Here is a 23,996-nt window from a genome sequence, read left to right on the forward strand (position 1 = left end):
GCCCCGCCCTCCTCTCCTACGCCTCAGCCAGCTCTTCTTGGACCCGCAGCGCTGCGACGATCGACGCCGGCAGCAGCACGACTTTCATCCCGGCCGACGCGGGCCCGTCCGGGATTTCCTTCTGCACGCGGGCGACCTCTTCGCAGCCGAAGCACATGTGGGTGCTCGCCTCGTAGGCGTAGGGGTCGCCGCCCAGGTCGGGGTCCCAGTCCGCTTCGCGGGTCCCGCACTGGGGGCACACGCTGCGCTGGTACTCCTGGTAGGCGAGGGCCTTGGCCCGGTCGCGGGCTGTCCACCTGCCGTCCCCGGCGCCTCGGAAGAGGGAGTGCGGGATGCCCCACCGGTCGCACAGCTCGAGTTCTTTCCGCAGACCGTCATCTGCGATCAACCTTTTCCCACGTCAAAGCGCACCACCTGCTGGACGTCCCAGGCGGCCTGGAACAGTTGGGCGGCTTCGGCGACCGCCCATTCGTTGAGGTAGGCGCGGGCGTCGTCCTCGGTGATGCCGTCCATGGAGCAGCGGGAGATGAGGACCGGGCCGATGGTCTCCGCGTTGGCGAGGGCCCCCTCGTCGGCCTGGGTCTCGGTCGGGGGGTGTTCGGCTTTCAGCTCGTCGAACTCGTCGCGCGGGAGGGCCTGAAAGCGCAGAACCATGGCGACCGCGTCGAACGCCTCCTGCGCGGCAGCGACATCGGCGGCGGCCTTCTCCAGGGCTTCCTTCAGCTCCGCGTTGTCCTCGTCCACGGCGAATCGGTCACGGAGCCGTCCCTGCGCGTACTGGGCGGCGGCGAGGGCCTGCTTGACCTCGTGGTCGTCGCAGATCGTCAGCTTTGCCGTGGGCCGGGTGCGGTTCCGCAGGCGTTCGCGTGTGGCAGCCCAGTGGGCGTCCTGCGCAACTGCCTGCGCGGGCGGCTCGGGCTTGTCCGCAGCCGGCTTCGTGGCGGCGGTCTTCTTCGCTGTGGTGGTGGTCATGTGGTGGGTCCTCCGTCAGGGGAAGGGGACCCGACCGGGCACCGCAGGGTGCCCCTTCCCAAGGTCACCTTTGGGCCCGGCCGGGAGCTGGGGAGCGAGTGAGGTGACTGGTCAGGGGGTGACTGCGGGCACGGGGGCGCCCTGCACCGGGCGGGAGGTGATGGAGCAGGTCACGACGAACTGGGCGGCCTGGTTCTCCGCGGTGTACTGCGGGGACTGCGAGGCGACACGGATCGGGAAGATGTCCATCGACGTGGAAGCCGCGACGTCGCCCTTACGGAGGATGACGACGAATCCCTCCGTGCCCTTGGCGAACGTGGCCTCGGTGGTGGCGGTGTCTTCGTCCTCGTAGAACGTGAAGCTCGAGGACTCCGCCTTGTCCGAGCCGGGGATGGTCGAGTCGTAGGTGTCCGCCATGTTCGGCGTTTCGATCTCGTTGTTGGTGACCGTCCAGCCGTCCATGGCGGCGATCTGCTCGGAGAACTCCTCGCCGCCGGTCAGTTCGGCCCGGGTGGGGATCATGGAGGGGGCGGCGATCTCTTCGAGGAAGAAGAACTTCGACGTTCCCCTACGCATGTACTTCTTGACTGGCATGGGTGGACCCCTTGTCATGGGGCCATCCGTTGGTGCGGACCCGGCCCCTACACGTGATGTGTGGGTGCGGCCACCTGCGTGGTGGCGTCCGCGTGGGGTCCCGCCGCGGTGCGGTAAAACACCTGACCAGAGTCAGGTGGAGGTCAGGTCGAACCTGAACCTCTGCACATAACTCATGATGGCATCGGAGGGATCATTCGTTGCCCCGGGTTCGGTGTCGAGCTCCCGGCAGACGACCTTTGCGCCGGGGATATCCAGTTGGTTCAGCCACAGTCCGGTCGTCGGGTCCCGTCCGAGGATCGCTTTGCGGGTCTTGTCGGCCATCCACTCGGATTGGTCGGACACGCCGAACGAATCAGGGTCGGTGGGGTCCGGGCCGGACACGCTGGTGATCTGGTAGACGAACGACGCGTCCTCGTTCAGGTCGGAGAAGGGGGCGCCGGACGCGATGGCTTCCAGGGGGTACAGCAGGGAGTAGGGCGGCACCGCACCTAGTGGCCGTCGGCCGCGGCCCGCTGGCTTCCCTGTGGCCGCCGCCACCAGGACGCTCAGAGCCATCGTGAAGGGCAGACGCTCGATCACGACAAGACCTCCTCTACCGCGTTCCGCATCCCCGCCTGCAGTGCTGCCTCTATGGCGGGGATGGCTGTGCCGACGTGCGGGAACGGCGGCTGGTCGTAGTACCTGCCGATGGAGTCGACTCCGGTGAAGCCGAACTCGAGGCGCCGTCCCTGCGGTGCGTCGGTGCCGATCGTGCACTCCGCGCCGTTCGGCAATGACCTGGTCTGCGTCTGCCACGAGGCCCGGTAGTGACCGGTGATGACGTTCGGCCCGGGCCGGCCCGACGCGTTCGCCCGGATCATGCCGCGCCCCAACTCGCCGGCGTGCTGAACCCGTCCCCGGATCGCGGAGGGCAGGGCGTCAGCCGCCTGGTCGAGGCGGGTAGCGACTTCGTCTGGGGTCACGGCGCCACCACCGGGATGGGTTTCTGGTCGATCGGGGTCCGCCGGACAACTTCCACGGTGCTGGCCAGGCCGGGGTCGGCGCAGATCCATGTGCGTCCGAGTAGGGCCGTCCGTGCCGGGTCGTGGACGGCACGGACGGAGATCAGGGCGTACTGCGGGGCGATCGGGGCCTCGAGCGGGGTAAGGAGCAGCCCGGACGATTTGGTGTCCTGCGTCCAGGGCTGGGTGGCGTCGGAGACGACGTTGATGTCGCCGGTGCCGGAGCGTGGGATGACGGCCCCCGGGCCTTCGTACAGCATCTCGCCGTCCGGCTGCTCGAGTAGGCCGGTCTCGGTGTTGAGAACGGGTTCGGCGGTGCTGGGGAGGGTGATCCGTACGGTGTCGATGAGGATGGTGTCCTCGAGCCAGGTCTTGACTCCAGCGAGGACTCCATCGAGGCCGGCCATCAGGTGTTGCCTTTCGCCCAGTCAGCGAGCTGCGCGAGCATGGCCCTGGTCAGGTCGCCCTTGCCGTTGCCGAGGTCTGGCCTGTCGAGGGCGGCCCGCTCAAGCGCGACCGGATCGATGGTGGTGAGGAACCCGGTGATGGCATCGGCGGGGTTGGTCTGGTCGGCGACCGCGATGTGGGCCTCGCCGTCGAAGGTGGATCCCGCGTTGGGGTGGGCGTAGAGGACGACCAAGGGGAGTTGTCCAGGGCGGCCTTCGATGTTGTAGCCCTGGACGTGGCGGCTGATGTCCGTGTCGTCCAGGACAACCCGTGCGGTGAGGCCGTCGCCGGTGACGGAGATATGGCGCGGTTTCCAGTCCATGCTCGGGTCACTCATGCTGCGCGTCCTCTCCTGCGGCCAGCCAGCGTCGTACGACTTGGTTGTGCCTGGCGTCGGCGAGCGCGTTGTGTACGCCGGACTCCTGCGAAGGGAGGCCAGCGGGGTCGACTCCGAGGCGTTCGATCTCCTGGCGCAGGTCGTGCGTCCACATGGGCACACCCGCCGGGAGTTGCATCATCGTTCCCCAGAGCTGGCACAGGGCCACGTGATCGTAGGCGCCGTAGTCGGCCCACAATTGGGGTTCCGCAGTGTCTGTCGCCTGGATGAAGTCGCGCACCTCATTGGCGATCACCTGGTGCGGCTTGACCCGTGTGTCCCCGAGGTCCGGTCCGACCATGTCGAGCGGCGGCCTGGGGTGGATGTTCGGAGACTGGGCGCAGTAACTGTCCAGCGCCCTCTTTCCGGTCATGGGGAGGGACGGTAGGACGTTGCGGACCAGCCAGTCGTTCTCCTTGATGCGGTCCCAGGGGGCGTCGCTGTTGACGGCGTAGTACTCGCGTCCGTCGTCGGCGACCATCCCGATCGAGATCACCTCGATGGTGTGGCCGTCTTCCAGGAACTCAAGGTCGTAGTCGATGGCGGTCATGCGGGGGCTCCTAGGCGGGCGGGGCGTTCGAAGTAGGGCAGGAACTCGCGCTGGCAGTGCGAGTGAGCGACCGGGTGGGCGAGAGCGTCCTCGATGTCGCGGCGTGATCCGTCGGCCCGGTCAGGGTCGTTGTGGTCACGCCATCCGCAGCCATCACCATCCCGGACTTGCAGCTTGGTGCAGCCGAGTTGTTCGAGGGCGGTGTGGGCGGCTCCGGCGTTGGCGGTGGTGACGGCCTGCCAGGAGACGGCGGCGCGTGCCCAGGAGTCGACGGGGTGTCGGGTGTCGTTGGCGTAGATGACCGTGTTCAGCGGGTGCTCTGCCAGGAGGGCGGCACGGTTGAACCGGGCTACGCGGAACTGGGTGGTCCGGGCGCGGGCGGCTTCCAGGGCTGCCCGCAGGAAGGCTTGTGCGCGGCGTAGGGCTTCGCTACGGCGTCCCATGAGGTCGGCGTAGTACTGAGAGCTGGTGGCGGTGATGACAGCCTGGTGGCGGGGCGTCCAGGACCACAGGCGGTGGGGGCGGTCAGCCCGGTCGAGCATGCCGAAGGCCCCTTCTCGGTAGGCGAGGGGCAGGTCTGTTGCCGCCCAGCGTTCGGTGAAGGCGACCATGCTGCGGTCGAAGTCGGCCAGGGACCGTTGGAAGGCTGTGCCTGCGGCGCGGATGCGGGCGCTGGCTGCACGGCCGGGGCGGATTCCGGCGAGTGTGTCGAGGAGCCTGCTCTGGGCGGTGGTGAGGATCCGCCAGGCCGCGGTGAGCCGGCCGGTGGCGTCGGCGATGAACTCGAGGAGGCGGGAGCGGAGGGTGCGGCGGCCGCGCACGGGCGTGGTCACCGTCGGGGCCGCTCTCTGAGGAGGATCACTCCGAATCCGTTGTCCCCGGCGATGCCGTCGCCGTCTGGGTCGTCCTCATCCGGGGCTACGGGCTGCCCGTTGCGGAGGTCGGCGATCTGCTTCTGCAGCGCGGCGATGTTCGCGGAGAACGACACGCTGACGACGCCGGAAACGTTGACGGTGGTCGGTTGGGCGATGAACGCGGCGAGGCGTTCGCCCAGGACCTCGAGCGCCACAGCGCGGGCTTTGCCGAGGCGGGTGAAGCGTGCCTCAAGGTCGGGGAGGGGGGTGGCGGTTCCGAGCTGGGCGATGAGCCAGGCGCGGGTGGCTGCGTCCATGTGGCTCCTCCAGGTCAAGGCGGTTGGGTGGGAAGGGGTGAGCGGGTGCGGGCCTGCCTGGCGCCCCCACCAGGGGAGTTCAGGCCCGCACACCGCCTAGTGGCCGCCGGTGCCCTCGCGGCGGCCGTCCGGCCCCGAGCCGGTCAGTTGGCCGTGGTCTTGCGGGCGGCCGTCTTCTTGGCCGCCTGCTTCTTCACGGCCGGCTTGGTGTCCTCGCCAGGGTCGGCGGGGTTTCCGGGGTCGGTGGGTGCCTCGGGCTCCACCGGTGGGGTGTCGCCGCCGGGGAATACGGGCAGTTCCCCGTCCTCCCAGGCGCTGGGGTTCGTCACCAGGGCCGCGAGGTGCGGCTCAGGCAGCGTCCCGGGCGCCAGCTCCACCGTCTGGTGGGTGTCCGGGTCCGTGACGTACACGGTCCCCTTCAACTGGGCGGCCATGGGTCACCACACCGTCGCAGCGATGTGAATGTCCGGGGTGTACATGACCGGCATGGCGGCCGCGGACCCCTTACTCCACACCTGGACCGGGTCGTCCTGGTACCCGGAGGTGACGATGATGCCGGGCGCCTCGGAGCGGTCGATGGACGGGTTGCCGCCGGAGGAAAGGACCAGCCCTTCAGCGGTGAGCCCGTACTGGGTCTCCGCCCACTGGTTCACGTTGGGCGGGATCAGGAAGAACATGTTCTCCGGCAGGACCCGTACGTCGGTGCCGTTGTCGAGGGGGATCGTCACGTCGTACGTGGTGATCGGCGGCAGTCCGTAGCGGGTCCGGACCACGTTGACCTCGTTCGGTCCGAGGACCGCGGTCGGAGTGGCACTCGGGGAGACGCTGCCGTAGTAAGCGGCCCGGTAGGAGTTGTTACCCATGGCCAGCGCCATCGTGGTGTACGAGGTGAGGGCCCTGGCGGGGATGGGAGCCCCGGACGCGCGGAGCACGCCGATCCAGCGCAGCTCGTCTCCGAGCATGTCGGCGGCCGGGTCGGTCCACACGACGGGCGCGGTGGGCATGTTCGCCGCCGGCACGTTGTGGTTGGCCTCGACAGTGAGGCCGTTCTCGCCGGTGAGGGTGAACTTGCCGTCGACCAGCAGGTCTCCCGCGGCGAGCTCCATGCGGTGCTTGATCGACAGGACGTGCGCGGCGGAGTCGTCGTAGACGCTCTTGACGAGATCTCCGGCGTCCATGCCGCGGTCGACGTTCTCGAGGATCGTCTCGAGTTCACCGACGATGTACTTCTGGCCCAGGGGCAGGAGCTTCCCGGAGGTCGCGAACTGCGTGATCTCACGCGTGGCGACCTTGGTCTGCGCATCCCACGCCCGGTAGGACGCTGCGGCGACCCGGCGGCGGTTGCCGCGGGTCTCCCACTTCACGGAGTCGATGGTCCGCTCGGGAATGACGGTGCGGGTGAGCTCGTAGTCGGCCGGCGTCTGGATCTCACGCACGAAGGCGTTGATGACGGTCGGGTTGATGTCGCGGAGCAGGAGCTCCAGCATGTCGTTCGGCATGTCGGGCCCCTCAGACCTTGTAGATGAACTGGGTGTTGGATCCGGCGGGAACGTCTGCCGGGTCGAAGGCGACGGGGAGCTTGGCCACGTCGATCTGTCCGTGGACCATCAGCGCCGCACCGATCTTGCTGCTGCCGGGGTAGAAGGACTCCTCCGTGAAGAGGAACCCGGCGAACTTCTGGGTGCCGTCGGACGCGGTGGCCGTTCCGCCGGCGGTGGTGGTAGCCATCGTCACGCCGGGGCTGGTGCCGCCGGTGAAGGACGCGGTCGCGGTGAGCGAGGCGACGTTCTCACCCAGGAGCGCGCCGCCGAAGGTCAGCGTGTACGGCCCGCCGGTTGCGCCGGTAACGACGACATCGCCGGGTGCCAGGTTCGATAGAGCGACGAGGGCAGCCTGAACTGTTGCGGCGGTCGCGTTGTAAGCGATGGCCGTGGTGGTCTGGCCGCTGTAGGTGAGGGTGAAGGTGCCGCCTGTGGGTCCGCCGGTGACGGTGGCCGTCTGGACCTCGTTGGTGATGGCCGCGTACGGCTCGTACAGGCCGGAGGTGGCGTTCTTCCCCAGGGGGATACCGGACTTGAGCTTGCGCTCGGGCTGGAACGCGGACCCGGCCGTCCAGTGGACGTTCTCGTCGAACGCGGTGAGGTCGAGGGTGACGGAAACGTTGGCTTCGATGCCGAGCATGCTCATCAGCCACGGGCGGCCGACGGCGAGCGTCTCGGTGGTGGTGTACGGCTGGATGTCCACGCCGTTCCCCTTTCGCGAGTTTCGCGGAATGTGTGAGGGCCCCTGCTGGGTGCCGTCCACGTGGGGTGAGGGCGTGGTCCCTGGTCTGCGGTGGTGCGGTGGGTCAGGCGGTCTCGGTGCGCAGGCCCATAGCGATGGCGCGGGCTCGGGCGGCTTCCTTGATGGCGTCCTTGCCGCTGGCGGGGGTGCGCTGCGGCGGTCCGCCTGCGGGTGCACCGCCGGGGGCCGGGGGCAGGGTCTGCGGGGCGGTTGTGGGTCCGCCGAAGTCTGTGGGGCGGCGGGTCTTCAGCTTCTCCGCGTACTCCTGGATCTGCGCCTCGGTGGGGTTGTCCATGCCGGTCATGTCGTTGCGGAGTACGGCTCCGACATCGACGAGGTCTTCGGCCTTCACTCCGAGGCGGGTGAGGATGATGGTCTGCTGGGCGTCCCGGGCGACGCGCTGCGCGGCGAGGGTTTCCTGCCGGGCCGCGGCGACCTGCTGGGCGGCCTTGTCGGCGGCCGCTTTCGCGTCGGCTTCGCGGCGCTCTACGTCGCTCATGCGCTGGCGCTGCGACTCGTTGGCTTCCTTGATGAGCTTGCCGACCTGGTCGAGGTCGACCTCGTCGGGGTTCAGGCCGGCCGATTCGGCGAGGGCCCGCAGCGCAGCCCGGCGGCCCTCTTCCTTCTCATCCCGCATGATCGTGTTAAGGCGCCGCTGGGTGAAGGTGACCTTCTCCTCGTCCGGGTCGACAACCGGGTCGGGCGGCGTCACGGCCGCCGTACCGGGGGCCAGGCGGGCGGCGAGCTCAGCCGGGGTGGGCACGGCTGCCGGGACCGGCGGGGCCTCTACCGCACCGGAGCTGTAGAACACGGGGGAGAACAGGCCCGTCGGGTACGGGTGGGACCACGCCGACGTGTCGACGAGGTGTCCCGGGTGGTGCAGCGCGGGGCGACGCATGGGGGCAGTTCCTCCCAAGGAGTGTCCAGGCCCCGCGCCTAGGATCAAGGTAAGCACGGTTCTGCTCACGCGTTGCCCCTGCTCCCCTGGGCTGGTTCCTCTTCCAGCTCCTGGGGGTCTTCTTCTTGCCCGGGCAGGCCGGGCAAGACCACAGCGGGCGGTGCCGGGTCGGGTTCGAAGTCGATACCGAGATAGGTACTGACGGCGTCGCTCGAGCCGGTCGCGTCGGCCAGCAGCTTCGCGTCGTCGAAGGACCGCGACTCGATGCGTTTGATCTCTTCCTTGATGTCGTCGATGGGGAACCCGGCTTCGCGGAGCATCCCCACGGCCGTTTCGAGGCTGATGGCGTGAGCGGTGAGGGCTTTGGTGACCTGTTCGAGGACCGCGGTGCGGTCGGTGGGGGTGTAGGGCCCGCGGACCAGTTTCGCCGGCAGTGGTGTCACTCCTGCCCAGTCGGGGTGCTGGCCGGCCAGGTTCAGGCGCTGGACGAACTTCAGGGCGAGGGCTTCCTTGTCCTCGCGGGCGAGCCGCATCCCCGACATGAGCGAGTCGAGGGGGCCCAGGGTCAGGGCGAGTGCGTACCCGGAGGGGACTTTGGAGGGGTCCATGGTGCCCAGCGAGACCGGGGGCAGGCGTACGACGTTGGCTGCCTGGTCGGCGAGGTCGTGGCGCTGGTTGCGGAGTTCCTGCAGCTGCGGGGCGGTGTTGAGGGTGCTCATGCCGCCGCCTTCGCCCAGTTCCAGGACCATTCCAGGGGCGACGGACATTTCCCTCTTGCCTGTTCCGCTGGCCGCCTTGCCCCACAGGGCCACCATCGGGGACCCGGTTGTCGAGGATGCCCGGCTGGAGTCGGTGTCGGTGCCCTGGAGATCGTCGAAGACCTGCAGGGCCTTGGCGAGGCTGGGCTGCCCCCAGTGCTCCTCCGCCGGCGGGACGGTGTTGGGGATGTGGACGACCGGGATGAAGTCGATGTACAGGTCGAGGGCATCGAGTACTTCGCCGTCGGAGCGGGTCGCGAATCGGGCCTTTTCCATGGGCAGGTCGTCCACGTCGGAGTTTTTGAGGTCTCCGAGTTCCCAGGTGGCGTCGGTGAGGTAGCACGTCTGGGCGGAGGGCCGGTCGTTCCACAGGTACTGGCGGGTGATGGTCCCGGAGTCCGCGTCGAACATGTCGCCCATGCCGAGGAGCGGTGCGGGTGCTTCCCCGTTGGGGCCGGGGTCGGACATGACGGGGGCACGGACTTCGCGGCCGGCCCGGTCGACGCCGGGTGCGGTGACGGGCCGGATCCAGTCGAGTTCGAACGTGATGCGGCGCAGTCGGGCCTTGAGGTTCCTCTTGGGGTCTTCGGGGAGTTCCCATGCGAAGTGGACCCGGTCGGGGAACTCGCCGGCGTCGTCGTCTTCGCCGATGACGGGGAAGTAGAAGCCGGGGTCAGTGACGCGGAGGGTGACGCGCTGCTTGGCCGGGTCCCAGGCGAAGCGGTACACGCCGTCTCCGAGGCTGACGGCTTTCCGTTCGCACTGCAGCATCCGCATGGGCAGGCGTTCCTCGACAGCCCACGCCCGCAGGAGGTCCTGGACGTGCTGTGCTTGCGCCTGGTCGGGGCTTGCACCGTCGGTGCCGGGGGTGTCGGCGCCGGGGACGACGATGCTCTGGCTCTCCCCCAGGACCTTCGAGACGAGGGTGTCGATGAACATGCTGACGTCACCGAACTCGCGCCGGTCCCGTACGGAGTCACCGTCACGGATCTGGGCGAGTTCCGCGGCCTGGTTGTTGTCGTACGCGGCGAGCAGTTTGTAGGCGGCGAGACGACGCTCGTCGGCTGCGGGCACCCAGGACAGGGTCGCTTCGGGGAAGGCCCTGCGGTGGGGCATGCCGTGGTTGGGGTCGCTGTAGACCGGCTTGTAGTTCAGCCATGACCACGCGTCGATGACGACCTGCTTCAGGCCCACCAGAGTCCCCTCTGTACCAGGCCCCGCGCCTATTGATCAGCGTACGGGCGGGAGGCCGGTCTGTTCCCCCCGCCCTACCCGTCAGCGGCGCCCAGCCAGCCGCTGATCCCGGTACGGAGTGGCGACCAGGCCCGCAGATGCAGAGCCGGCCAGTTCCGTGAACAGGTGCACGGCGGCGTCCAGACGGTCCGGGGAGTCCATGCCCGGGAGCCAGGAGATGTACTGGATCTCGAGTCCCGGGAACTCTCCGACGTGGTGGACGTGTCCGTTCTCGTAGAGTTGCGCGATGGGTTCCGCACGCAGTCGTTTCCCGACCTTCGCGGTCACCTCGATGATGCGGGGCATGAGCATGCCCTTGGTGAGCCCCTCGCGTTCCAGTTCGGCCCATGCCTGGCGAATGATCTGAGCGGCCATGTCGCCGCCGAAGTTCGATTCGACCACGAACGCGTCGGCCTCGAGCTCGATGGCCAGCAGACAGGCAGTGCGACCCCATTCGGCTGCTCCCATCTTTGATGAGCGGTCGGCGAGGAGGTACATCTCGCCTGCCTCGTCCCGGCCGCCGCCGATGAGCCCGACTTCGTCGCTGTCCTCGCGGCCGCCGGCGGTATCGATGGACACGATGGTCCGGGTGAGGTCGACGCCACGGAACGCCTGGGGGGTGATGCGGTGCTGCGTAATCCAGGGCCATTTCCATACGCCGCCCTCAAGGGGGCGTGGCTGCTGCTGGTAGAGGGCCCACCAGCCGCGTTCGCCGACGTCTTTCTTGAACCGGTCCAGGTGCTTGCGGCGGAAGCGTTCAGGCCAGAGGGGCTCTCCGAGTTGGCGTCCAAGCGGATCATCGGGAGACATAGCCAGGGCAGGCAGGTCGATGACTGTCCAATCCTCGGCGCCCTGTTGGAGGATCCGTCCGGCCAGGTCGTTCTCTGACCAGCGGGTTTGGATGACGATGATGGACCCGTTGGGTTCCATACGCGTGTTCATGACCTGCTGCCACCAGTCCCACAGGTTCGCCAGCTTGACGGGGCTGTCGGCCTCTTTGGCGTCCTTCAGCGGATCGTCGACTATGGCGATGTTTGCGCCCATCCCAGTCAGCGATCCTCCGACGCCAGCGGTAACGAGACCTCCTGGGGTGCCTGCGAGGTCGAACCGGTTGGCTGCCATCGAGCCGTAGCGCAGCTCAACGCCGATCTGCGGACCGAACTCCTTGATGCCGTCACGGATCCACCGGCCGTGGCCTTCAGCAAGCTTGGCGGCGTAGGAGGCGATCATGACCCGGTGGTCTGGGTGTTTCGCCAGGTACCAGAGCGGAGCCCACCGTGCTGCCCGAGCACTGTTGTGCGTGGGGATCAGGGCACGCCCAACGAGGTAGAGACCGCCTTCGACCTGGATGCACCGCCCAGGCTCCGGGGCGACAGGCTCGATTGCCGCGAAGCCGACGCGTCGCTTCGTCTTCAAAGCGAGCTTGGTCGCCTTGCGCGGCAGCATTCCCTGCGGGATCCCGTCGTGCGGCGTCCAGTCCGTGACCCAACAGGCACCGCCCCTCAACGGGTGACCACCCCAAATGGACCGCTTCCGCAGGTCGGGCCCCCGCCAGGAGAGGTTCGCGCGGTATCCGAGGGTCCGAGCAAGATCGCGGACATCGCTTGCGAGTTCCTCGGAGGCAGACACGAATCGGATGCGCCCGTCACGCCCAAGGGAGCCGTCAGTGTCGACCAGACCAGCCAGAAGATCGCGCCGCTGCCGCTCGGACGCAATGAGGTAGACCTGCGGGATGTGCTTCCGCTTGAGCACGCCAGCCGCCCTGAGAGGCGCCATCAGCCCCTTGATGTACTGGTAGTGAACGCCGGTATTGGGGTGGACCCAGCGTGCCCCCAGGACGTAGGGGATGCGGTCCGCGATGTGGTTGACGTCTTCTTCCGTTCCGCAGAACGAGGCTTTGCCGGTCGCGCCGTCACCGAGCCATACCCCAAGCGTGTAGGGGTCTACGGGAAGGTCGGCGTCGGGGTTCTGTAGCGGGCCGACCTGCGGAAGCTGGAACCGGTAGCGCCCCCCGCGCCGGCCCTCCGGCCCAGAGTGCAGTTTCTGCGTCGCCAGGTATCGCGTCTCAACGGTCCTCCACGCGCCTGCGCCTCTGTCGTACACCGACCATTCATGGTTGGGATGGACCAGGACGGATTCACCGTCGCTGAACGTGACGCGCACCTTCTCGTCCGACGGGTCTGAGACCCATTCGACCATCGCGGGGCTGCCGCTCGGGGCGTACACGTAGTCGCCTACTCGAAGGTCTCCGTGCCGCTTCCATCCCCCAGTGGTCAGCACCGGCTCCGAGTCGGCGACCTGCTTGCCGTGGCGTGGTGGCATGTTCAGCAGGACGCGCATCCGCTCTCCGTTGGCGATGCGCACGAATGCCTTGTCGATCAGGTCAAGGTGCCGGGCCTGCCACTCTCTACCGCCGGTGAGGACCGCGGCCATCGAGCCGGGGGAGCGCCCGATGGCCATCTTCCGCTCAGCCCAGGCGAGGACCTTGCGCAGTTCGTCGTCGGCGAGGCGGGCCATGGCTGTCCGCTGGGCTGGCGGCAGACGCTGGTACCTGGCTACTTCCTCTTCGAACTGGCTGGTCACCCGGTGGACGCCTCTTCAGTCCCGTCCTCGTCGTCCGCTGTGGAGGTGGCACTGTTGCGCGGGTCGGCCTGGTCGAGCCGGCTGGTGGCCTCAATGAGGGAGACGAGATCTTCGGGGCTGGCACTGGACAAAGCGAGGGGCCCGCCGTCGGCTCCGGTCACCTCGGTGCGCACGGGGGCCTTCCAGCCGTTCAGCTCGCTGAGGTCGGCTACCAGTTTCCGGGCTTGCTCGTTCGCTCGTATGTCTCCGGATGTGGCGTCGGACCATACGGCGGCGAGGAGCTGTTCGTAGCGGTCGGTCTGGAACTGTCTCCAGACGTCAGCCTCAACGTTGACTGCTTTGAGGTAGGCCCGGTAGGCGCGGGTGAAGTCTTTCGACAGGGTGTTGGGTGACATGCCGAACGATTCGGCGATGTCGTTCATGTGCTCGCCGGCGGCGCGGCGGCGGAACATTTCCTTGCGGCGTGCGGCGGTGAGGGCTTGCGCGGTTCGAGATGCTGGCATGACGGTCGGGGCTCCCGCATGGTCGTCTGTTGTTGTGTCAGGCCCCGCGCCTGTTCCTGATGATCCCTGATGTGGGCGGTTGTCTTGCCCCGGGCGCGGGTTGGCCCCCACCAGCGGGGGGCTGGTGGGGGCCGGGTGAGCCTGTACGGCGGGGGGTGCCGTTGGGGTGGGCTCGGGTGGGGTTTGTTTGCACGGCCCGGGTTCCTCGACACACCTCGGGCGCGGGGACGCTGAAGGCATGAGTTGTCCGGGCCGTGCTCTTTCAGGGTGGCGTATGGGGGGCTGTTTGTCCGGGCTGCTATCCCCCGGTGCTGGTGGGGGGCCTACGCCTCGTCGTCGGTGGCCGGGGCGTCGTCCTCGGATGCGGGTCCGAGTCCGTACATGCCTCGGGTGACTTTGCCGTCCACGATCTGGCGGTGGATCTTCCGTGCCTTGGTGAGGCTGGTGAGGGAGTTGTTCAGTGTCGGCGATCCGGCCTCGAGTCGGGCCATGGCGGCGATCTGGTCTTTGTGCTGGTAGACGGGTTCGATGCCGAGCGGGTCAGCGACTTCCTGAAGGACGCGGAGGATTTTGTCGCTGGCGCTGGCCGGCTTCTTCGGTGCGGCGGCGGGGCCGGTGAAGAACATGCCGTCCCCGTCGTCTCCGTCGCCGTCCTCGTCGTCGCCGGGGAGGACGGACTGGGTGGCGAGGTTGTGGCGGTCGTCCCAGAACGGCCAGTCGGCGGGGATGCGGATGTCGTTCTGGTCGATGTAGGGGGTGGCGTCCTCGAGGATCCAGTTGCGCATCATCTCCGCGTGGCCGCCGGGGCTGGCGGCGAAGGCGAGTCCGAAGGTCCGCTTGGGGTCGTTGAGGGGCTTGCTGGGGTCGTAGACCATGTCGCGTTCGCCGGACCAGGCGGGGGGGATGTCGGCGGGGTTGCAGCCGGCGAAGTTTTCGGGGAGGTCGATGAGGTGTTTCTGCTGGGAGTCGGAGCGCAGCATGATCAGGGATCCGCCGTAGAAGACGTTGTCGCGGATCGCTGCGTCGCCTCCGAACTCCTTGAGCTGCATGAGCTGGTTGGCGAGGATCACGGGCATGCCGAGGGACCTGCCGAGGGTCGCGCCGGCGTTGATGATGAACGTCGCTTCCTTGCGGTACTCAGCGTTCTCACCCAGGAGCTTGCTGGCCTCATCAAGGATCAGGGGGGCCCAGGGGCGTTCGTCGCTGGCCTGGAAATTCTTCATGCTGAGCCGCGCGGATTCTTCGACCCGGAACATCAGGCCGTGGTACCAGATGCGGAGGGCGCCCATGGCGTCGTCGGGGCCCAGGCCGGAGTAGGCGGCCATCTTCTCGATGGCGGGGTTGGAGGAGCCCTTGGGGTCGGCGTAGATGATCGCGGAGCCGTTGACGTGGTGGGCGAGGGAGATGAGCTGGAGGGTGCCGCCCTTTCCGGAGCCGGTGACGCCGGCGATGATGCAGTGCTGCGCACCGAGGGCGGGGTCGTGGAGTTGGATGCGGGCGGGAAATCCGGAGACGCCGGGTCCGAGCTGGATGTACCCGTTGGGGTTGGGCTTGAGGACGTGGACGCCGGGGAACACGGCGCCCTTTTCGAGGGGGTTGTGGTCCATACGGCGGATGACGGCTTCGCGGGGGTTCTGGCGGGGCTCGTAGGAGACGAGGAGCGGGTTGTCGACGCGGAGCGCACCGGCGAGGTCCATGCGGTCGGGGTGGGTGAGCCGGTCGCTGTTCTCGCCGGCGACGACGAGGGCGACTTGGCCGCCGGTGTTGGGGTCGTCCTGGATGTTCTCGAGGCGGGTGCCGTCCATGAGTCCGCCTTTGCGTGCGGCCCACTTCTGCCAGGCCCCGGCGAGGGTGGTGGGGTCGAGTTCGGGGGGCGGGGTGAGGTTGACGGTGATGTGGCGTTCCCCGGCGTGGGCGCCGGCCGTGAAGGTGATCCAGTTGATGGGGACGCGGTAGACGGAGGACACCGTGTCGGGGGTGACGGTGACGGATGTTCCGATGGGGGCGGTGATGGTGCCGGTCCAGCGTGCGGTGCCGAGGGTGCGGAGGGTGAGGATCTGCCCGCGGTGCGCGCCGCCTTCGGGGTCGGAGATGTGACGGCCCCACAGTGCGGCGATCTGGTCTGCCGGGGTCAGGGGCTGGCTGGGCGTGTTGCTGGGGGCCTTCGCCTGGGTGGGGGTTGTCTTGGCGGGTGCGCGGCGGAGGACGTTGCGGAGCTTCCACGGGGTGAGGGCGACGGCGGCCCACCAGCCGAGGGAGACGATGCCGGGGATGGACGGGAGGGCGAGGAAGCCGGCCATGAGGGCGTCGGCACCGTCGGGGCCCATGGTGATGCCTATGCCGAGGGACATGCCGGCGGCGACGGTGGAGAGGAGCATCGGTGAGCGGTGGGCCTGGATGATGTCGCCGGCCGGCAGGTTGTCCATGAGCCCGTTCGGGAGGCGGTCCATGTAGTTGGCGAACATGAGGCTGGCGCCGGCGGCGTAGGCCACACCTGTGGTGAGTTCGGCGCCGCCATCGAGGAACGGGGCGACGAGACCGGTGATGACGGGCGCGGCAGAGGTGGCGAGGGCGATGGTCCGTTCGGTGCCGGCCGCGCCGGGTGTGGTGTTGGTCGGGGGCTGGGTGGTGGTCTGGGGGACGGTGTCCTGGCTCATGGTGGGCTCCAAACGGGGTTGGCGGACGCGGACAGGCAGGCGGTGCGAGGGCTATTCCTGGGCGAACCAGGTGCGGTTAACGGCGCTCAGGTCGACCGGGGATCGGTTGAACGCCTCGGCGATGCCCTGGTGGGAGTCGCGGTTCTGGTCGTGGGCGGCCTGGGCGGCGCGGGCAGTGGTGTCGGCGGTGGATACGTAGGCGGTGGCGGAGGCGCTGAGGCCGTCCATGAGGCGGGCGAGGCCCCGGGTTTCGGCGACGGTGTCCGGGTCGATGCCCATGCCAGCGATGCCCTCCGCGGTACGGGCGGTGTCGACGGCGGCATCGCTGATGACCAGAGACTCGCCCTTGATGGCTTCGGATCCGCGGGAGACCCGCTTCGCAAAACCGGTGACCGCGCTGTTGAGCTGCCGGTAGGTGATCTTGTCGGGCATCAGTTGGACTCCTTGTAGTAGGCCATTTCGGCGGGGCCGGTCTCGGGCGAGTCGACGACGGCCTTGTACATGCCGGAGTAGCGGGTGCTCACGTTCGTGAGGACGGCGTTGCAGGCGTCAGCAGACCGGACTGCCCTCTTGTAGACCTGCTCCGCGTCGGCGGCCTGGGCCTTGGCCTTGTCCGCGAGGCGTACGAGCTTCCCGGTGAGCCTGTCGCCACCTTCGATGCTCTTGGCCTGTTCGAGGTAGGTCTGTGCTTCTCCTGCCTGGTTCTGGGCGTGGACGTGGAGCTTCTTCGTGGTCTCCGCGACCGTCGCAAGAGCGAGAGCGCGTTCGGTGAGACGCCGCTCGAACTGCTTGAGGGAGCGGACTTCGCCGCGGCTGACGGTGTTCCGGGCGGATCCTTCACCGAGGTAGAGGTGGGTGCCGTCAATCCGGTCGACCTTGATGGGCTGCGGGCCGGCCGGTGCGGGCTGCAGGCGTTCGAGGCGTTCGTCGATGTCTTTGCCGATCTTGTCGGCGACTTCCTGGTCGCCGGCTTCGGCCGCTGAGGTTTGCATCCAGCGGAGGGTGCTGATGGCTTCTTCGTCGGTCAGCTTGGGTTCGGCGGGCACGGGGGCTCCTGTCTGGTGGTAGTCCGCACTGGATCGGGGGGTGGCCAGCGGGCTCTCCTCGATCTGCTTCTTGTGGTCGGCGTGGGCTTTGTCGAGGCGCTTCTTCTCCTGTGCGGCGGCCTCGGTGACGTCGCTGTAGCCGTCCTTGACGCCGTCGCGGTACGCCTTGACGTGGGCGGTGGTCTTGCCGATGCGGGTGCCGTCCCGGTAGCCGGTCTCGCGTGAATCGCGGACGCTGAACGTCTTGCCGGTCTTGCCCTTGGTGCCGTCCGGGGTTTCGTGTCCCTTCGCTGGGGGCTTGTCGGGGGTGGTCTTCTTCGTGAGGTCGTTCTTCTTGTCGGTGCTGGCCGGCTTGGCGTTGGAGTCCTTCGTGGCCGCGGTGTCCTTGGTCGAAGCGCCGGGTGTGCTCGTGGTGCCCTTCGGGTCGGTCTTCCGGCCGGCCTTCGGATCGGGCTGCTTCCGGCTGTCCTTGTCCGACTTCGGGTCCTTGGGGTCCTTCCGCAGGCTGATGCGCCCGCGGTCGCTGCTGCCGTCGTTCTTGGGGGTCTTGGGGCTGTCGCCCTTGGGGCCCTGGCCGCCGCCGGGTGCCGTCTTGGCGTTGCTGCCGGCCTGCCCGGAGGGTCCGGCCTTGCCGCCGGCGGAGGTTCCGCTGTTCTTCTGGTTGCTGCCGTTCGGCGTCTTCGGGGCGGTGCCGCCCCCCGCAGCGCCCTTGCCGTCGGCGCCTTTGCTCCCGGCGCCCTTCGGGCCCTTGGAGCTGGAGTCCGGCTTGGGCTGCTTGTGAGCGCCGCCGCCAGGCTGCTTGCTGCCGCCCCCCGAGCCGGCACCTGAACCGCCGCTCCCACCACTGCGGCCGGGCCCAGAGCCGTTCCCGGACCGTCCTGACGGGCCCTTATTGGTGCTGCCGTTGGTGTTCTTCGGGCCTTTAACCGGACCCTTTCCAGGGCCTTTAGAGGCGCCCTTACCTGATGCTGAATTAGAGCCCTTACCGGAGGCACCTGAACCGCCGGAGAAGAGGCCTCCGGAGCGGTTCAAGGACACCTGCCGGGTTTCCTTGACCTGCATGGCGGAGGCTTTCGCTTTCCGCATGTCGAGACGCTTGTTCTGTGTGCCACCGCCCTTGGCCCAACGGGTTGCCCCGGCAAGGAACCAGGCCCGGATGATGCCCTTCTTTTCCGTGGTCGAGCTGTTGCTGCTGCCGGTTTTGTCGTCGGCGTCAGTGGTGCCGTGGTAGGTGGCGCTGCTGGTCCCGTCAACGGGGGCTTCGGGTGTCCCGGTGGTGGTCAGGTCGGGGCCGGTGGGGGCGGGTCGGGCGGGTCCGATGGGGGTGAGCATGGTGGAGAAGAGGCCCGCACTGGGGGTGGTGGCGGGGGTGTTCGGGGTCGGGTCGTTGGGGTTGGGGACGGGGGCGGGGATGGCGTCGGCCACTTCATCAACTCCTCACTGTGGGTTACTACTCCCTACCGGCTTCCCGGCCGAAGAACCCGAATCGGTGATCCCTTACGTGTGACGGATCATGGGTTCTTCGGTCGGGAGGTAGGTAGGAAGTAGTCAGGACTGATTACTGCGGGTGCCCTTCTTGGCGGCCACGACGACGAACAAGCCGAGCGCCGCACCACCGAGGAGGAGGCCCTTGTTGACCCCTCCGCCGCCGGTGCTGGCGTCGTTCGCGGCGGCCGCGGTCTGCACGTCGCTGGTGTTCGTGCTGGTGGAGTACTGGGCCTGGCAGTCATCGACGATGTCCCGGTGCGCCGGCGAACCGAGGGTCTTCCCGGAAAGGTGTGCGTTGGTCTTGACGCATTTGTCGACGGACGCCTGCCGGGCGTGTTCCTGAGTTACTACCGCCTTACGGTCTGCTTCCTCCTGCCGATTCAACTCACGGACTTTCTGTAGGTCGAGGGCCTTGGCCTGGAGGGCGATCTCCTGCTGCTTCGCTTCACTCTCCGCAACATTCCCGGCGTGAATCTGGTAGCCGATCAGTCCGGTACCGGCGATAACCACTGAACCGACGGCGATAACGGCCTTCCCGCGTTTCGTAAGACCGGGCTTCGTGGGGTGCGCGGGTGCACCGTAGGGGCCGGTCTGCGGGATGGTCTGCACGGGGATTTCTGTGCCCATTCCGGCAACGATCCGGTCGAATTCTTCGTTGGGGTCGGTCATTTCACTCTCCGTTCCTTCGGGCTTTTACTGCGGACTCTTTGATGAGGGTTTCGACGGCAGAAAACTGCTGGTCAGGGAGGTCGTTCCAGGCGAAGAACTGCATGCGGATTCCGGCGTCGGCGAGGACTTCCTGCATGTAGTCGACGGCCTTGTCGCGGGCGTGGGGGGTGACGTGCCCGGTTTTCTGGAGGAGGTTCTGGGCGCCGCGGACGCAGAGCCGGCCGGTGACGGTGACGTCCAGGGACTGGCACCACCCGTACCGGTGGAGGACGGCGAGGACTTGCAGGAGGTGTGTGGAGGGGGGTTGGGGGGTGGGGTCCTGCCACATGCCCAGGTCGGCGAGGAGCCCGCGTACGGGGGCGGGGAGGAACCGGTGCCCCCATGACGGGGTGTCGGGTGCTGCCGCGTAGGCGGGGAGGGTGGCGAGGGCTTCGTCGACCAGCTGCTGAGTGGTCTTCGTACGCAGGGGCGTACCCGCGACCGGCCCCGCCTGGGGGGCGGGGGCCGGCGCGGAGCGGGTGATCAGGTGCGGCACGTGCGTTCCTTCCTGGCGGGGTGGGTGAGGCGGTTTAGAGGTAGCCGCCGTCGGTGGCGGCGCGCTGGCGGTTGATGCGGGACAGGACGGTGCGGACGTAGTTGGCGTCCGCATCAACGCCGTGATGCGCGAGGCGCTTCACGATCTGCGGCGCCGATGCGGCGGGGTCCGCATCACGCATCGCGCGGACTGCGGCGGCCTTGCTCATGCCGGCGAGGTGGAGCGCTTCACTGTCGCCGTGGGGCGCCGCATCACCGGCTGCCGTGGTCCGCGTCAGGGGCGCATCACGGTTCTCATCAGCGGCTTCACTGAGCGCAGCAGTACGGTGCGCGGCCGCGGTGAGCATGGTCTGCTGCGTCTGCTTGGCGCTGAACGCGGCGGGCGCATCACTGACGAGGCGGGACTGCTGCGCATCGGTGATGCGGGGCGTATCAGTGTCCGTGTCACCGGTGACGTCGATGGTGCGGCGGCGCATCAGTTCGCGGGTCTTGTCCTGCCGCATCAGTTCGATGTCGAAGTCGACGGACACTTCGGCCATGTGGCGTTCGGCGCCCATCTCGCGGCGGCGCATCTCGATGCCGTGCTGGGCTTCCTCGAAGGCCATGCCGCGTTCCATGCGGGCGAGGGCGTGGTTCTCTTCGTCGGTGAGGGCGGCGGGGTTGCGCATGTCGGCGAGGGCGAGGACCCAGACGGCTTTGGCACCGAAGGGGAGGAAGGGGCCGGCGGCGGCCATGGCGAGGCTGTTCTTCTCGATGCCGTGCATGGCGAGGAAGCCGGCGACGATGAGGAGGGTGATCCAGCCGAAGGCGGGGACGACCCAGGGTTTTTCGGTGACGCGGAGGCCGCGGGCTTCGGCGATGATGACGGATCCCCAGATGATGTCGGCGCCGGCGGCGACGGTGGCGCCGATGAGGCCGGTTCCGAGGAGGTCGACGAGGCTCCAGGTGGTCCAGGCGAGGGAGGCCAGGGAGAGGAGCGCGGCCGGGTAGAGGAGCGGTGAGAGGCGCCGCTGGGGGGTGGTGGGGTTGGTCTTCATGGCGGTCGGTTCCTTCCTGGTCGGTGGTGAGCGGGGGCTGGTGGGTGGTTAGGCGGCTTGGGTGAGGTGGAGGTTGAGCCAGGTCTCGTAGACGCCGGCGACCCAGTGCTCGTCGGGTTTGGTGCCGTGGGCGTCTTCGAAGGAGGCCAGGCCCTGCTCGGTGGTCCAGGCCCAGTGGCCGATGGCGTCCTGTCGGCGTCGCGCGTCGGCCAGGATCTTGTTGTGGTCGAAGGCCAGGTTGTTGCCGGGGTTGGCGATCGGGTTCCACTGGACGGAAGTGGCGTCGTCTCCGGCGCGGGCTGTGGTGCCGGCGGGGACGGTGACGGTGTAGGCGACGGTGACGTACCGTCCGCGGGGGTCGCGGTTGGGGTCGTCGTAGACGCCGATGAGGGTGAGGTCGTCTTCGGTGACGTGGATGCCGGTCTCTTCGAGGAGTTCGCGTACGGCGGCCTGCTTGGCGGTTTCGCCGGGGTCGACGTGGCCGCCGGGGAGGGCGAGGTGGCCTTTGTAGGGGGGCCAGCCGCGGTTGATGAGGAGGACGTTGCCGTCGGGGGTGGTGGCTACGACGTCGGCGGTGTAGCGGATGGTCTCGAGGTCTTCGGTTGCCATGGGTGGTCCTTTCTGCGGGTTGGGGGTGGGGGCCGGTCTGTCGGCTCGACCGGCCCCCAGGGGTGGGTGGTTAGGGGGTGTCGATGTGGGCGATGGCGTCGGCGATGGTCTGGCGGGGTGCGAACTGTTCGGTGAGGTGGGCGTGCTGCTCGCCCAGGTGCTGGATGTCCTTCTGTCGATCAAGGGGGAGGTTGCGGAGGGTGGGGTTGGTGTCGGGGTTGGTGAGTCGGGTGATGAGGAGGGTGAGGGCGGTGAGGATGTCCGTGCCCTCCGCCCCGGCGAGGCTGTAGAGGACGGTCTGGGTCTGCGCCTTGGTGAGGCGTTCCATGGCGAGGGACTCAAGACCGTGGCGGATCTGGTCGATGCCGTAGTGCACGCCGTCCAGGTCGGCGAGGACGCCGGCGAGGTCGTCGTCGACGGCCGGGATTGCGTTGCCGGGTGTGTGGAGGGGGCCCAGGTAGTCGCCCATCAGAGTTCCCCGTCCTGTTCGGCCTGCGGGTCGGCGACCTGCCCGAACATGTCGTCCATGGCCCGGATCGCGTTCATCTGCTGACCAGCCGGCACGTCACGCAGGACCGTGTGGGTGAGGTCGATCAGGTCCAGGGCGTCGTACAGGTCTTCGATGTCGGCGACCAGGAGGTTGTGCAGGTGCTGGTCGATGAGCCCGGTGGTGAGGTCGCGGAAGTGGAGGGTGGTGTCGAGGACGTTGGTTCCGACCTGGGAGGGGTCGGCGGTGACCGGGGTGAGGGCGTCCTCGACAGCGGCGGTCAGCTGCGGGTCTGCCTCAAAGGGCATGTCGGCGGCGTTCATGGTCACCAGCCCCTGATGTTCAGGGCGCGGCGCCGGGCTGCGGGCTCCGTGGGCAGCGGGCGCGCCGGGGGCTGCTCGGTGGCCGGCTTGTCCTTCGGGGCCGGCGCCGGGTCGGTGGCGATCATGCGGCCACCGCCCGGGTGGAGCGAATGTTGATCGTGGCGAACCGGCCGACGCGCGTCACGGTCCCAGTAAGCGTGACTCGTGATCCTGCGTGAAGAACCCTGCTCAAGTTCGGCAGCGTGTTCCGGTCGACGGTGAAGATGGCCGTGCCGGTGTTGTTCTCGACAACCCCTCGGGCGCCACCGTCGGCGGAGGGCGAGAAGGACTGCACGTACACCGTGGCTTGCACGGTGGCATCGGTCTGCGCGTGTCGCAGAACCTGGGACTTCTGTCCGGCAGGTCCTGTGATCTGGACCCTGAGTCCGCCGGGGCCTTCCAAGGGCCGGCGCGGCCGGAAGACCGGGCGTGCGGTGTCGGTGGCCAGCGTGTTGTGCTGGATGGCATGCTGATCCATGCGGATCGGCCTCCTGTTACGGCAGGTAGGGCTTTTCTGTTGGAAGGCCTCGGGCACTGGCGGTGCAACGCTGGTGTTCCGGGGCCTGACTTCTTCAGGCGACAGCGGACTCGCTCAGGAAGCTGTCGACGGCCGACTTCGGAATGCGGAGCCCGCGGGCTCGCAGCTGTCCGGTGCCGAAGCGGTGCGCGTTGATGCGCTTCTCCCTGACCAGTCGACGAACGGTCTGCGGGTGAAGCTTCAGAATCGCCCCGACCTGCACGGCGTCCAGCAGATCGTTGGTCTCATCCGCGTTCTGCTTGTCCACGGGCTTCTCCTTCCTGGTCGACATCAAGGGTTGCAACTTCCCTAGGGGAGTCACTTGCTTCATTGAAGACCAGTTCCCTATGGGAGTCAAGCGCTCCGAGCGAACACGGCCCGAGAAAACAAAAAAGCCCCCACCAGCGGGGGCTGATGGGGGCTCAGGAGTGCGGGTCAGTCCGTGAAGTCGTACTCCATGACGAACCGAGAGGCGTCCAAGGTCATGTCGTTGACCTCCACGATCCGGCCCTCCGCGTCGGCGGCCGTACGGACGATGTGCATGATGGGCGTGCCGGCGCCCATGCTCAGGCGCTCCGCTCCCTCGGGCTGCGGCATCCTCGCCCGCAGCTCCTCACGGAACCGCTTGGGCTCGTGCCCAAGGTCGGCAAGGCGGGCATAGATACCCCCGGGGCCGGTGTCGACCTGCATGATGGGCGAACCAGCGACTACGTCCATGGGCAGGTAGGACACGGCGGACATCACGGGGACGCCTTCGACCATGTAGATGCGGGAGCGTCGGCAGACCTTGAGGCCCGCGGGCAGGTCCATCGTTCGGGCGATGCCATCAGGCGGGTCGACTTCTTCGGGTTGTTCGTTGGCCGGGATCATGTCGCGGTCGTGTACGTCTACGGACCACATCGACTGGCCGGCGCCCCATAGTTCCTTGGATAGGCGCTTGGTGGCGTTCCGGCGGATGGGTTGGAACGACCGGACGAAGAATCCCCTGCCGTGCTGGCTCTCGAGGAGCCCTTGGTCGCGAAGGGAGACCAGGGCGTTCCTGGCGGTCATCTTGGACACGCCGTACTGCGCGACGAGCTGTGTTTCGCTGGGGGCTTTGTCGCCGGGGGCGAGGGATCCGTCGTGGATCAGGGCGCGCAGGTCCGCCGCGATCCGCTGGAAGTGCGGTTGCGTTCGGCTCTGTGGCTTCTGGTCCGACAACGACGTCTCCTTCGGTGA

At 68.1% G+C, this 23,996-nt stretch carries 30 protein-coding genes; all 30 read right to left on the minus strand.

The genetic code is table 11. The annotated features are described in order from the left end of the window. Positions 1 to 16: 16 nt before the first annotated feature. Entirely contained in the window at positions 17 to 388 is a 372-nt protein-coding gene (locus HY68_RS39905) for a hypothetical protein (RefSeq protein ID WP_052457551.1), read from the minus strand. Beyond that, entirely contained in the window at positions 385 to 972 is a 588-nt protein-coding gene (locus HY68_RS36890; protein ID WP_042001281.1) for a hypothetical protein, read from the minus strand. The genes HY68_RS39905 and HY68_RS36890 overlap by 4 nt, the downstream gene beginning before the upstream one ends. Before the next feature lie 111 nt (positions 973 to 1,083). Continuing rightward, on the minus strand, positions 1,084 to 1,566 hold the full coding sequence (locus HY68_RS36895) for a hypothetical protein (protein WP_042001285.1): 483 nt from the start codon (positions 1,564 to 1,566) through the stop codon (positions 1,084 to 1,086). A 132-nt stretch (positions 1,567 to 1,698) separates the two neighbouring features. After that, positions 1,699 to 2,148 carry a hypothetical protein gene (locus tag HY68_RS36900; RefSeq protein WP_157874567.1) on the minus strand — a complete coding sequence of 150 codons (450 nt, stop codon included), beginning with the start codon at positions 2,146 to 2,148 and terminating at the stop codon, positions 1,699 to 1,701. Further along, a complete protein-coding gene (locus HY68_RS36905; RefSeq protein ID WP_042001291.1) occupies positions 2,145 to 2,531 on the minus strand; it encodes an HK97 gp10 family phage protein in 387 nt (128 codons plus the stop codon). Before HY68_RS36905 ends, HY68_RS36900 begins: the two co-directional genes overlap by 4 nt. After that, the gene (locus HY68_RS36910) at positions 2,528 to 2,977 is read right to left on the minus strand and encodes a DUF6093 family protein (protein ID WP_042001294.1); all 450 of its coding nucleotides are present in this window, start codon (positions 2,975 to 2,977) and stop codon (positions 2,528 to 2,530) included. Before HY68_RS36910 ends, HY68_RS36905 begins: the two co-directional genes overlap by 4 nt. Further along, positions 2,977 to 3,354, minus strand: coding sequence for a hypothetical protein (locus HY68_RS36915; protein ID WP_157874568.1), 378 nt, complete (start codon positions 3,352 to 3,354; stop codon positions 2,977 to 2,979). Before HY68_RS36915 ends, HY68_RS36910 begins: the two co-directional genes overlap by 1 nt. After that, positions 3,347 to 3,943, minus strand: a complete 597-nt coding sequence (locus tag HY68_RS36920) for a 3'-5' exoribonuclease (RefSeq protein ID WP_042001301.1) — start codon at positions 3,941 to 3,943, stop codon at positions 3,347 to 3,349. Before HY68_RS36920 ends, HY68_RS36915 begins: the two co-directional genes overlap by 8 nt. Then, on the minus strand, positions 3,940 to 4,776 hold the full coding sequence (locus HY68_RS36925; RefSeq protein ID WP_042001304.1) for a hypothetical protein: 837 nt from the start codon (positions 4,774 to 4,776) through the stop codon (positions 3,940 to 3,942). Before HY68_RS36925 ends, HY68_RS36920 begins: the two co-directional genes overlap by 4 nt. After that, positions 4,773 to 5,114: a hypothetical protein gene (locus HY68_RS36930; protein ID WP_052457552.1), complete on the minus strand. Its 342-nt coding sequence runs from the start codon at positions 5,112 to 5,114 to the stop codon at positions 4,773 to 4,775. The genes HY68_RS36925 and HY68_RS36930 overlap by 4 nt, the downstream gene beginning before the upstream one ends. A 143-nt stretch (positions 5,115 to 5,257) precedes the next feature. After that, positions 5,258 to 5,548 carry a hypothetical protein gene (locus tag HY68_RS36935; RefSeq protein ID WP_042001307.1) on the minus strand — a complete coding sequence of 97 codons (291 nt, stop codon included), beginning with the start codon at positions 5,546 to 5,548 and terminating at the stop codon, positions 5,258 to 5,260. A gap of 3 nt (positions 5,549 to 5,551) precedes the next feature. Further along, complete coding sequence (locus HY68_RS36940) at positions 5,552 to 6,613, minus strand: major capsid protein (RefSeq protein WP_042001310.1); 1,062 nt, start codon at positions 6,611 to 6,613, stop codon at positions 5,552 to 5,554. A 10-nt stretch (positions 6,614 to 6,623) separates the two neighbouring features. Continuing rightward, a complete protein-coding gene (locus HY68_RS36945) occupies positions 6,624 to 7,358 on the minus strand; it encodes a hypothetical protein (protein WP_042001313.1) in 735 nt (244 codons plus the stop codon). Positions 7,359 to 7,461: 103 nt separating this feature from the next. Continuing rightward, complete coding sequence (locus HY68_RS36950; RefSeq protein WP_042001316.1) at positions 7,462 to 8,295, minus strand: hypothetical protein; 834 nt, start codon at positions 8,293 to 8,295, stop codon at positions 7,462 to 7,464. A gap of 65 nt (positions 8,296 to 8,360) precedes the next feature. Next, positions 8,361 to 10,247, minus strand: a complete 1,887-nt coding sequence (locus HY68_RS36955) for a hypothetical protein (protein ID WP_042001318.1) — start codon at positions 10,245 to 10,247, stop codon at positions 8,361 to 8,363. Positions 10,248 to 10,328: 81 nt separating this feature from the next. Next, positions 10,329 to 12,869, minus strand: coding sequence for a terminase family protein (locus HY68_RS42445; protein WP_052457553.1), 2,541 nt, complete (start codon positions 12,867 to 12,869; stop codon positions 10,329 to 10,331). Continuing rightward, positions 12,866 to 13,321, minus strand: a complete 456-nt coding sequence (locus HY68_RS36965) for a hypothetical protein (RefSeq protein ID WP_042001320.1) — start codon at positions 13,319 to 13,321, stop codon at positions 12,866 to 12,868. Before HY68_RS36965 ends, HY68_RS42445 begins: the two co-directional genes overlap by 4 nt. Before the next feature lie 374 nt (positions 13,322 to 13,695). Then, the gene (locus HY68_RS36970; protein ID WP_052457554.1) at positions 13,696 to 16,029 is read right to left on the minus strand and encodes a hypothetical protein; all 2,334 of its coding nucleotides are present in this window, start codon (positions 16,027 to 16,029) and stop codon (positions 13,696 to 13,698) included. 51 nt (positions 16,030 to 16,080) lie between these two features. After that, on the minus strand, positions 16,081 to 16,461 hold the full coding sequence (locus tag HY68_RS36975; protein ID WP_042001324.1) for a hypothetical protein: 381 nt from the start codon (positions 16,459 to 16,461) through the stop codon (positions 16,081 to 16,083). Continuing rightward, positions 16,461 to 18,500, minus strand: coding sequence for a hypothetical protein (locus HY68_RS43205; protein ID WP_042001327.1), 2,040 nt, complete (start codon positions 18,498 to 18,500; stop codon positions 16,461 to 16,463). The genes HY68_RS36975 and HY68_RS43205 overlap by 1 nt, the downstream gene beginning before the upstream one ends. A gap of 123 nt (positions 18,501 to 18,623) precedes the next feature. Further along, positions 18,624 to 19,232 (minus strand): hypothetical protein, encoded by a 609-nt coding sequence (locus HY68_RS36985; protein WP_052457555.1) that lies wholly within the window; start codon positions 19,230 to 19,232, stop codon positions 18,624 to 18,626. Between the two features lies 1 nt (position 19,233). Next, entirely contained in the window at positions 19,234 to 19,767 is a 534-nt protein-coding gene (locus HY68_RS36990; protein WP_241778911.1) for a hypothetical protein, read from the minus strand. Positions 19,768 to 19,801: 34 nt separating this feature from the next. After that, a complete protein-coding gene (locus HY68_RS36995; protein ID WP_042001330.1) occupies positions 19,802 to 20,803 on the minus strand; it encodes a hypothetical protein in 1,002 nt (333 codons plus the stop codon). 48 nt (positions 20,804 to 20,851) lie between these two features. Next, positions 20,852 to 21,412, minus strand: coding sequence for an NUDIX hydrolase (locus HY68_RS37000; RefSeq protein WP_063779760.1), 561 nt, complete (start codon positions 21,410 to 21,412; stop codon positions 20,852 to 20,854). A gap of 70 nt (positions 21,413 to 21,482) precedes the next feature. Beyond that, positions 21,483 to 21,881 (minus strand): hypothetical protein, encoded by a 399-nt coding sequence (locus HY68_RS37005; protein WP_042001333.1) that lies wholly within the window; start codon positions 21,879 to 21,881, stop codon positions 21,483 to 21,485. Continuing rightward, a complete protein-coding gene (locus HY68_RS37010) occupies positions 21,881 to 22,207 on the minus strand; it encodes a hypothetical protein (RefSeq protein ID WP_157874569.1) in 327 nt (108 codons plus the stop codon). Before HY68_RS37010 ends, HY68_RS37005 begins: the two co-directional genes overlap by 1 nt. 17 nt (positions 22,208 to 22,224) lie before the next feature. Next, positions 22,225 to 22,347, minus strand: a complete 123-nt coding sequence (locus tag HY68_RS46150) for a hypothetical protein (protein WP_277816795.1) — start codon at positions 22,345 to 22,347, stop codon at positions 22,225 to 22,227. Then, positions 22,344 to 22,796 (minus strand): hypothetical protein, encoded by a 453-nt coding sequence (locus tag HY68_RS37015; protein WP_157874570.1) that lies wholly within the window; start codon positions 22,794 to 22,796, stop codon positions 22,344 to 22,346. Before HY68_RS37015 ends, HY68_RS46150 begins: the two co-directional genes overlap by 4 nt. A gap of 37 nt (positions 22,797 to 22,833) precedes the next feature. Next, complete coding sequence (locus HY68_RS37020; RefSeq protein ID WP_157874571.1) at positions 22,834 to 23,046, minus strand: helix-turn-helix domain-containing protein; 213 nt, start codon at positions 23,044 to 23,046, stop codon at positions 22,834 to 22,836. Between the two features lie 167 nt (positions 23,047 to 23,213). Continuing rightward, on the minus strand, positions 23,214 to 23,996 hold a 783-nt coding region (locus HY68_RS37025; protein ID WP_347560692.1), incomplete at its 5' end, for a GntR family transcriptional regulator.

Origin of the sequence: Streptomyces sp. AcH 505 (genome assembly GCF_000818175.1) — a bacterium.
Lineage (GTDB): Bacteria > Actinomycetota > Actinomycetes > Streptomycetales > Streptomycetaceae > Streptomyces.